The sequence below is a fragment of the Streptomyces sp. NPDC060198 genome, assembly GCF_042728415.1.
Classification (GTDB): Bacteria; Actinomycetota; Actinomycetes; order Streptomycetales; family Streptomycetaceae; genus Streptomyces.
In genome coordinates, this window is record NZ_JBHWZJ010000310.1 from 1 (window position 1) to 8,143 (window position 8,143).

The 8,143-nt window shown below is 71.9% G+C and carries 8 protein-coding genes; 2 read left to right on the plus strand and 6 right to left on the minus strand.

Features of this window, described 5'->3' with window-relative positions:
• Window positions 1–78: 78 nt before the first annotated feature.
• The 3 genes from ACFWEP_RS27460 to ACFWEP_RS27470 all read right to left on the minus strand — a co-directional run bounded on the left by ACFWEP_RS27460 (window position 79) and on the right by ACFWEP_RS27470 (window position 1,995).
• Window positions 79–1,143: an RNA polymerase sigma factor SigF gene (locus ACFWEP_RS27460; protein WP_387373874.1), complete on the minus strand. Its 1,065-nt coding sequence runs from the start codon at window positions 1,141–1,143 to the stop codon at window positions 79–81.
• Window positions 1,032–1,445, minus strand: coding sequence for an anti-sigma regulatory factor (locus ACFWEP_RS27465; protein WP_266708962.1), 414 nt, complete (start codon window positions 1,443–1,445; stop codon window positions 1,032–1,034). Before ACFWEP_RS27465 ends, ACFWEP_RS27460 begins: the two co-directional genes overlap by 112 nt.
• Window positions 1,446–1,734: 289 nt before the next feature.
• Window positions 1,735–1,995, minus strand: a complete 261-nt coding sequence (locus ACFWEP_RS27470) for a UBP-type zinc finger domain-containing protein (protein ID WP_387373876.1) — start codon at window positions 1,993–1,995, stop codon at window positions 1,735–1,737.
• Window positions 1,996–2,030: 35 nt separating this feature from the next.
• On the opposite strand from ACFWEP_RS27470, the gene ACFWEP_RS27475 reads away from it, so the two are divergent.
• Complete coding sequence (locus ACFWEP_RS27475; protein ID WP_387373877.1) at window positions 2,031–3,632, plus strand: Na+/H+ antiporter; 1,602 nt, start codon at window positions 2,031–2,033, stop codon at window positions 3,630–3,632.
• A 13-nt stretch (window positions 3,633–3,645) separates the two neighbouring features.
• Here ACFWEP_RS27475 and ACFWEP_RS27480 read toward each other — a convergent pair whose 3' ends face one another.
• From ACFWEP_RS27480 to ACFWEP_RS27490, 3 genes are all read right to left on the minus strand, one after another.
• Window positions 3,646–4,605: a 1-aminocyclopropane-1-carboxylate deaminase/D-cysteine desulfhydrase gene (locus tag ACFWEP_RS27480; protein WP_387373879.1), complete on the minus strand. Its 960-nt coding sequence runs from the start codon at window positions 4,603–4,605 to the stop codon at window positions 3,646–3,648.
• A 33-nt stretch (window positions 4,606–4,638) separates the two neighbouring features.
• A complete protein-coding gene (locus tag ACFWEP_RS27485) occupies window positions 4,639–5,850 on the minus strand; it encodes a globin domain-containing protein (protein WP_387373881.1) in 1,212 nt (403 codons plus the stop codon).
• A 169-nt stretch (window positions 5,851–6,019) separates the two neighbouring features.
• Window positions 6,020–6,469 (minus strand): RrF2 family transcriptional regulator, encoded by a 450-nt coding sequence (locus tag ACFWEP_RS27490; protein WP_387373882.1) that lies wholly within the window; start codon window positions 6,467–6,469, stop codon window positions 6,020–6,022.
• Window positions 6,470–6,650: 181 nt separating this feature from the next.
• Here ACFWEP_RS27490 and ACFWEP_RS27495 point away from each other — a divergent pair, with 181 nt between their 5' ends.
• The gene (locus ACFWEP_RS27495; protein WP_387373884.1) at window positions 6,651–8,057 is read left to right on the plus strand and encodes a family 2B encapsulin nanocompartment shell protein; all 1,407 of its coding nucleotides are present in this window, start codon (window positions 6,651–6,653) and stop codon (window positions 8,055–8,057) included.
• Window positions 8,058–8,143 lie beyond the last annotated feature (86 nt).

Consider the following 8,143-nt stretch of genomic DNA (forward strand, 5'->3'; position numbering starts at 1 on the left):
CTGGTGATGCTGGTCAACCCGGCGACCACCATCGACCTCGGCATCCGGCCGCCCGGCGCCGAGCGCTGACCGGGCCGGCTACTCCTCGACCAGGAGCTTCTCGCGCAGTTGCGCGAGCGTCCTGGCCAGCAGCCGGGAGACGTGCATCTGCGAGATGCCCACCTCCTGGGCGATCTGCGACTGGGTCATGTTGCCGAAGAAACGCAGCAGCAGAATCCGCTTCTCGCGCGGCGGCAGCCCCTCCAGCAGCGGCTTCAGGGACTCGCGGTACTCGACGCCCTCCAGCGCCTCGTCCTCCGAGCCCAGCGTGTCCGCGACGGCCGGTGATTCGTCGTCGGTGTCCGGTACGTCCAGCGAGAGGGTGCTGTAGGCATTGGCCGATTCCAGCCCCTCCAGCACCTCCTCCTCGGAGATGCCGAGCCGCTCCGCCAGCTCATGCACGGTCGGCGAGCGGCCGTGCTGCTGGGAGAGCTCGGCGGTGGCCGTGGTCAGCGAAAGCCGCAGCTCCTGGAGGCGGCGCGGCACCCGGACCGCCCAGCCCTTGTCGCGGAAGTGGCGCTTGATCTCCCCGACGACGGTCGGCGTCGCGTACGTGGAGAACTCCACGCCCCGGTCCGGATCGAACCGGTCCACCGACTTGATCAGGCCGATCGTGGCGACCTGGGTGAGATCGTCCAGCGGCTCGCCCCGGTTGCGGAACCTGCGGGCCAGATGCTCCACCAGCGGCAGATGCATCCGGACCAGCCGGTTGCGCAGTTCGGCCTTCTCCGGCGACCCGTCCGGCAGGTCCCGGAGCACTACGAAGAGCGCCCGCGCACCGCTGCGGTCGTTGGGATCGTGATGCCCGTGCTCGCTCATCTGGCCCGCCCGCTCCGCCTGCTCCGCCGCGACCGTGAGCCCCGAGGGCCCGTCCGTCCCGTCCGCCCCGTCCACCGGGTGCGGGCGGGCCTGTTGCTCGGGGACGGCGGTAGGGTGCGCCGCCCCCGATCGCATCGAATCGTCCCGCACAGCACCTTCCCCGTTCCCGTCGCTCACGCCGGCCCGGGTCCCGCGCCGCGTTGTTTGTGGAGGCTGATGCTGACCGTCCGGTCGTCGGCGACCGTGGACTCGACCTTGCCCGCCAGCGCGGCGAGCACCGTCCACGCGAAGGTGTCGCGTTCCGGTGCCCGGCCGTCCGTGGTCGGGGCCGACACGGTCACTTCGAGGGAGTCGTCCACGAGCCGGAACACGCAGCTGAGGACGGAGCCGGGCACGGCCTGCTGGAGCAGGATCGCGCAGGCCTCGTCGACCGCGATGCGAAGGTCCTCGATCTCGTCGAGAGTGAAGTCCAAGCGCGCCGCGAGGCCGGCCGTAGCCGTACGCAGCACCGACAGGTAGGCACCCGCGGCGGGCAGCCGGACCTCCACGAAGTCCTGGTTCCCGGGTTCGCCTGCGATCTGGGACACCCTCACCTCCAAGGTGGCACAAACTCGTTCGAGGTTCCGGAACATGTCCGCAACCGTTCGGTCGGTCGTCGGTTCTCGGTCGGGGCGACGCTATCGCGATACATGATGCCGTGTCGCCGCGAGCCCAACCGGTGGGGGTCACACATGGTAAGCACGGAGGTACTGACAGTGGCTAGTGCCGTGACCGGGATTGTTCGCCCGTGACGGGGACGGACCTCGCAGGCAGGGGCTTTCGGGTTCGGTGGCGCACAATTCCGAAGAACCGGCGCCGGTTTGACGTACCCAGACGTCAGACGATCGAACCGTCCTCGTAGCACCAGCGCCAGCTCTCGCCCGGCTCGAAGCTGCGCATGACGCAGTGCCCGCTCTCCCGGGCGTGTCCCGTTCCGTGCCTGAGCGGTGACGAATCGCAGCAGCCGACGTGCCCGCAGGTCAGGCAGAGCCGCAGCTGCACGGGGTGCGCACCGGCGTCCCGGCACTCCAGGCAGGTGGCACTGAGCGGGGTCGGCTCGGGGCGGGGCAATTCGGATACGTGCGGGCACTCACTCATGATGGCCAGGTTACGACGGATGTGAGGACCGACCGATGGACGCATTGCCCCTGGTCGCACTGGTCGCGGCCAGTGCCGCGGTAGCCGGTGCCGCGCGGCGCACCCCCGTGCCCGCACCGCTGCTGCTGGTAGCCGTAGGACTCCTGGCCGCCTACCTGCCGGGTGTGCCCCCGTACACCCTCGACGCGCACATCGTGCTGCCGCTGCTGCTGCCGCCCCTGCTGTACACCGCCGCAGTGGACAGCTCCTACCTGGACCTGCGGGCCAACGCCCGGCCCGTCGCGCTGCTGTCGGTCGGCTACGTCCTCTTCGCGACGCTCGCGGTCGGCTGGCTCGCCTATCTCCTCGTACCCGACCTGCCGTTGCCCGCCGCGCTGGTGCTCGGCGCGGTCGTCGCCCCGCCCGACGCCGTGACCGCCGCCGCCATCGCCCGCAGGGTCGGCCTCCCCGCCCGGGTCACCACCATCCTCCAGGGCGAGTCCCTGGTGAACGACGCCACCGCGATCACCGCCTACAAGGTGGCCCTGGCGGCCGCCGTGGGCGCGGGGATGAGCTGGGGCGAGGGGGTGTGGGAGTTCCTGCTCGCCTCCGTCGGCGGCGTCCTGGTCGGCCTGCTGCTGATGGTCCCGCTGCACTGGCTGCGCACCCACCTCAAGGAGGCGCTGCTCCAGAACACCCTCTCCCTGCTGATCCCGTTCGTGGCGTACGCGGCGGCCGAGCGGGTGCACGCCTCCGGCGTGCTCGCCGTGGTCGTCGTCGCCCTGTACCTCGGACACCGTTCCTGGCAGGTCGACTTCGCCACCCGCCTCCAGGAGGCCGCCGTCTGGAAGATGGTGGCCTTCGTGCTGGAGTCCGCCGTCTTCGCCCTCATCGGGCTCCAGATGCCCTTCGTGCTGAAGGGGCTCGGCACCTATGCCGTGTGGGACGCCGTGCGCTACGCCGTCGCCGTGTTCGTCGCCGTCGTCGTGGTCCGCTTCCTCTGGGTCTACCCCGCCACCTACCTGCCCCGCCGGCTCTCCGCCCGCATCCGCGCCCGCGAACCGGATACCAACTGGACCTCCCCGCTGATCGTCGGCTGGGCCGGGATGCGCGGGGTCGTCTCGCTCGCCATCGCCTTCTCCATCCCGGCGACCATGGACGACGGCGAGCCCTTCCCGGCCCTGAACCTGGTGCTCTTCCTCACCTTCACCACCGTCATCGGGACCCTGGTCATCCAAGGACTCTCCCTGCCGCTGCTGGTCCGGCTGCTGAAGCTGCCGGGCCCCGACCCGCAGGCGCAGACCCTCGCCGAGGCGCAGGCCCAGAGCGAGGCGTCCACGGCGGCCGAACAACGGCTGGACGACCTGCTCTCGGACCAGCGCAACAGCCTCCCCGAACCCCTCGCGGACCGGCTGCGCACCGTCATGGAACGCCGCCGCAACGCCGTCTGGGAACGCCTCGGCGCCGCCAACCCGCTCACCGGCGAGTCCGCCGACGACACCTACCGCCGGCTGTCCCGCGACATGATCGAGGCCGAGCGCGAGGTGTTCGTACGCCTCCGCGACGACCGCCGCATCGACGACGAGATGCTGCGCACCCTGCTGCGCCGCCTCGACCTCGAAGAGGCCGCCGCCTACCGGGAGTCGGACGCCGAATGAACTCCGGCGGACGTCACGCCCCCGGATCCGGCTCCGGGCGCCCGGTGATCACCGCGGTCACCCGGGTGCCCGGGGCGAACGCGCCCTCCCCGGCCAGCGCGGTCAGCGCGAACAGCAGCTTCGCCACGTAGATCCGCTCGACCGGCAGCTGGTGCCGGTCCTCGAAGTCGTCGGCGAACGCGTGGAGTTCCGGTGTCGTACGGGCGTACCCGCCGAAGGTGAACCGGTCCTCCACCGACCACCGCCCGGCAGGGCCGCCGAAGGCCTCGCGCTGGAGGCCGCGCACCGCGTCGGTGAGGAAGCCGCCGCGCAGCACCGCGACGCCGAGGGCCCGCCGGCCGGGGCGCAGCCCTGCCGCCAGGCCCGCCAGAGTGCCCCCGGTGCCGCATGCCACTGCCGCGACCTCGGTGCGCCCCCGCAGCTCGCGCCCGAGCTCCGTACAGCCCTGTGCCGCCCGCGCGTTGCTGCCGCCCTCCGGAATGACCCGCACGTCCCCGAAGCGGTCCAGCAGCGCCGCCAGCACCCGCGGCTCGTCCTTGGCGCGGTACGTCCCCCGGTCCACGAAGTGCAGCCGCATCCCGTCGGCCGCGCACCGGGCCAGCGAGGGGTTCAGCGGCCGGCCGGCCAGCTCGTCGCCGCGTACGACCCCGATGGTCGCGAAGCCCAGCAGCCGTCCGGCGGCGGCGGTCGCCCGCAGATGGTTCGAGTACGCCCCGCCGAAGGTCAGCACCGGGCGTCCGTCGCCCGCCGCGAGATTGGGCGCCAGTTTGCGCCACTTGTTGCCCGGCAGGTCCGGGTGGATCAGGTCGTCCCGCTTGAGCAGCAGCGTCACCCCGTGCCGCCCGAACCGCTCGTCGGGCGCCTCCACCAGCGGGGAGGGCAGCCGCGGGCGGAGTGCGGACGCGGGGTCCGCGGCTGCGGGGTGCGGGCCGGAGGGGGCGGCGGGGACGGCGGGCGGATCGGTCGGGCTCATCCCCCCAGTGTCGCCGCCCCCACCGCCCGGATCTCAGTCCTGGGCGAGCCAGAGGTCCGGGCCGAACACCTCGTAGTGGATGTCCGCCGCCGGTACCCCCTTGGCCAGCAGCTGCGTACGCACGGCGCGCATGAAGGGCAGTGGGCCGCAGAGGTAGGCACGGGTGCCGGGGGCGACGGTCAGCCCGCTCAGATCGACCAGTCCGGTGCGCTCGGCGGGGTGGCCGGCCTCGGGGTGCTCGTACCAGAAGTGGGCGGCGCCGTTCTTGAGCCCGGCGGTCAGCCGTGCGTGGTCGGCCCGCAGCGCGTGGTCGGCGGGGGAGCGGTCGCCGTGCACCACCGTGACCGGGGCGTCGTGGCCGGTGGCCGCGAGGTGCTCCAGGAACGACAGCATCGGGGTGCAGCCGATCCCCGCCGAGGCGAGCAGCAGCGGGGCGGCCGGCTCCGTGCCGGCGGCCGCGCCGAGCGTCAGGTCGCCGTACGGCAGCGAGACGCGCAGCCGGTCGCCGGGACGGACGTGCGCGTGCAGGTGCGCGGAGACCTCGCCGTCCGGCCCGTCGCCGCCGTGCACCCGCTTGACGGTGATCGAGCGCGACGCGGCACCCGGGGCGCCGGAGAGGCTGTACTGGCGTATCTGGTGCGCGCCGTCCGGGAGTTCCACCTGTACGGAGACGTACTGGCCGGGCCGGAACGCGGGGGCCGGGGTGCCGTCGGCGGGGCGGAGCGTGAAGGTGGTGACGTCGGCGGTCTCCTCCGTGCGCCCGGCCACCTCCCACTCCTGCCAGACCTGGCCGGCGGCGACGCCGCGTTCCGCGTAGAGCCGGTCCTCGATGGCGATCAGGGCGTTGGCCATCAGCCAGTAGACCTCGTCCCAGGCGGCGGCGACCTCCGGGGTGACCGCGTCGCCCAGTACCTCCGCGATGGCGGCGAAGAGGTGCGTGTGCACCACCTCGTACTGCCCGGCCGTGACGCCGAGTGAGGCGTGCTTGTGGGCGATCCGGCTCAGCATCACGTCGGGGCGGGTGTCCGGGTTTTCGACCAGCATCGTCGCGAAGGCGGCGACCGAGCCCGCGAGGGCGCGCTGCTGGGTGGCGGCGGCCTGGTTGCCCCGGTTGAAGAAGTCCCGCAGCAGTTCGGGGTGTGCGGCGAAGAGCTTCTGGTAGAAGAGACCGGCGATGTCCCCGATGGCGGCCCCGACGGCGGGGAGGGTGGCGCGGACGGTGGCGGTCGACTGCTCGGAGAGCATCGGGACTCCTCGGATGTTGAATTGGTATGCGAGATGCGTATTTATTGGTACGGGCGGGACTTTCGCAACGCGCTTTGAAGCGTGTTGCGAAAGTCCCGTCTGTCCGGCGACGCCCGGCACGCACGCTTCGGGGTGCGCACCCGGCCGGGGCTGTGCGGTCCGCGCCGGTTCAGCCGGTGTCCGGGGGGCCGGTGCCGAGACCGATGAGCAGCGGCCCGGTGGGCGAGGCGACGAGCTCGGTGACGGTGAGGGGGTCGAGCTCCGCGAAGAACGCCTCCTGGGCCCGGCGCAGGGCGCCGCGCAGCCGGCAGGCGGCGAGCAGCGGGCAGGGGGTGTCCCCCTCGCACTCCACCACGTCGCCCTCGCCTTCGAGTTCGCGGACGAGCCCGCCGATCGAGGCGGTGCGGCCCGCTCCGGTGAGGGCGAGCCCGCCGCCGCGTCCCCGGCGCGCTTCGACCAGGCCGAGGTGCTGGAGCCGGGCGACCACCTTGGCCGTGTGGGTGTAGGGCACCCGCATGACCGACGCCACCTCACGGGTGGTCGGCGGTTCGCCGTTCTCCATGACGGCGAGGCGCATCAGCACCCGCAACGCCACGTCGGTGAATCTCGTCAGCCGCATGAGAGCACCCTATTTAATTGGTATCTCACATGCAAGTTATCGGCCTCGACGGGCGTCGCGGGACCGTGCTTGCCCCGCCCTCACCCCTTTTAGTCGCACTCTTTTGTGTAATGGCGTAGCGACACTCCGTGCTGAAAGGCTTCTTCACGCAGCTCAGCCCATGATCGAGAGGACCCGTCAGATGTCCGTTGGTGAAGAGGTTCGCGACACGCAGGGCACGCCGCAGCAGAGTCTCGGCACTGCCGCTGCGAGGAACCTCGCGACGACCACCAAGTCCGCGCCGCAGATGCAGGAGATCACCTCCCGGTGGTTGCTGAAGATGCTGCCGTGGGTGCAGGTACAGGGCGGCACGTACCGGGTGAACCGTCGGCTCAGCTACTCGGTGGGAGACGGCCGGGTGACCTTCGTGCAGACCGGCGACCGGGTCGCGGTCATCCCCGCCGAGCTCGGTGAACTGCCCGCGCTCCGCGACTACGCGGACGAGGAGGCGCTCGCCGAACTGGCCCGGCGCTGTGAACAGCGCGACGTGGCCGCGGGGGAGGTCATCGCCGCTTCGGGGGACGCGGCCGACCGGGTCTACCTGCTGGCCCACGGCCGGGTGGAGAAGATCGGCACGGGCCCCTACGGCGACGAGACGGTGCTCGGAGTCCTCGCGGACGGCTCGTACTTCGGAGACCACTCCCTGGTGGAGGGCGACGCCCAGTGGGAGTTCACCACCCGCGCGGCCACCGCCTGCACCCTGCTGACGCTGAGCCGTGCCGACGTACTCAACCTCGCCGAGCGGGTGGGTACCCTCCGCGACCACCTCGCCGGGCTGCTCGCCATCCCGCAGCAGCGGACGAACAAGTACGGCGAGGCGGCGATCGACCTCTCCGCCGGCCACGTCGGCGAAGCCGTCGTCCCGCACACCTTCGTGGACTACGACGCGTCGCCCCGCGAGTACGAACTCAGCGTCGCCCAGACCGTACTGAAGGTGCACAGCCGCGTCGCGGACCTGTACAACCAACCGATGAACCAGACCGAGCAGCAGTTGCGGCTCACGGTCGAGGCGCTCCGCGAGCGCCAGGAGCACGAGCTGATCAACAACCGGGAGTTCGGCCTCCTCAACAACTGCGACTACGGCCAGCGGCTCCAGCCCCACGCCGGGGTGCCCAGCCCCGACGACATGGACGAACTCCTCTCCCGGCGGCGCGGATCGAAGCTCTTCCTCGCCCACCCGCGCGCCATCGCCGCCTTCGGCCGCGAGTGCAACCGGCTCGGACTGGTCCCGGAGAGCGTGGACGTCGGCGGACAGCACGTGCCCGCCTGGCGCGGGGTGCCCATCTTCCCGTCGAACAAGATCCCGATCACCGAGGCCCGCACCACCTCGATCATCTGCATGAGGACCGGCGAGTCCGAGCAGGGCGTCATCGGCCTCCAGCAGACCGGCATCCCGGACGAGATCGAGCCGAGCCTCTCCGTCCGCTTCATGGGCATCGACGAGCAGGCGATCATCTCGTACCTGGTCACGGCCTACTACTCCGCGGCCGTCCTCGTCCCGGACGCCCTCGGGGTCCTGGAGAACGTCGAGGTCAGCCGCTGGCACTGAGGGCGGTCCCGCAGGGCGTGCTGCGCCCTCACGGGGTGACCCAGGGACGGGCGACGGGCCCGGGGCGGGGGTACGGGGGCGGGCGC

Excerpts from the sequence above, each read along its gene's own strand:
- ACFWEP_RS27470 (WP_387373876.1), bottom strand. The coding sequence starts at position 1,995 with ATGAGTGAGTGCCCGCACGTATCCGAATTGCCCCGCCCCGAGCCGACC.
- ACFWEP_RS27475 (WP_387373877.1), top strand. The coding sequence starts at position 2,031 with ATGGACGCATTGCCCCTGGTCGCACTGGTCGCGGCCAGTGCCGCGGTA.
- ACFWEP_RS27480 (WP_387373879.1), bottom strand. The coding sequence starts at position 4,605 with ATGAGCCCGACCGATCCGCCCGCCGTCCCCGCCGCCCCCTCCGGCCCG.
- ACFWEP_RS27485 (WP_387373881.1), bottom strand. The coding sequence starts at position 5,850 with ATGCTCTCCGAGCAGTCGACCGCCACCGTCCGCGCCACCCTCCCCGCC.
- ACFWEP_RS27490 (WP_387373882.1), bottom strand. The coding sequence starts at position 6,469 with ATGCGGCTGACGAGATTCACCGACGTGGCGTTGCGGGTGCTGATGCGC.
- ACFWEP_RS27495 (WP_387373884.1), top strand. The coding sequence starts at position 6,651 with ATGTCCGTTGGTGAAGAGGTTCGCGACACGCAGGGCACGCCGCAGCAG.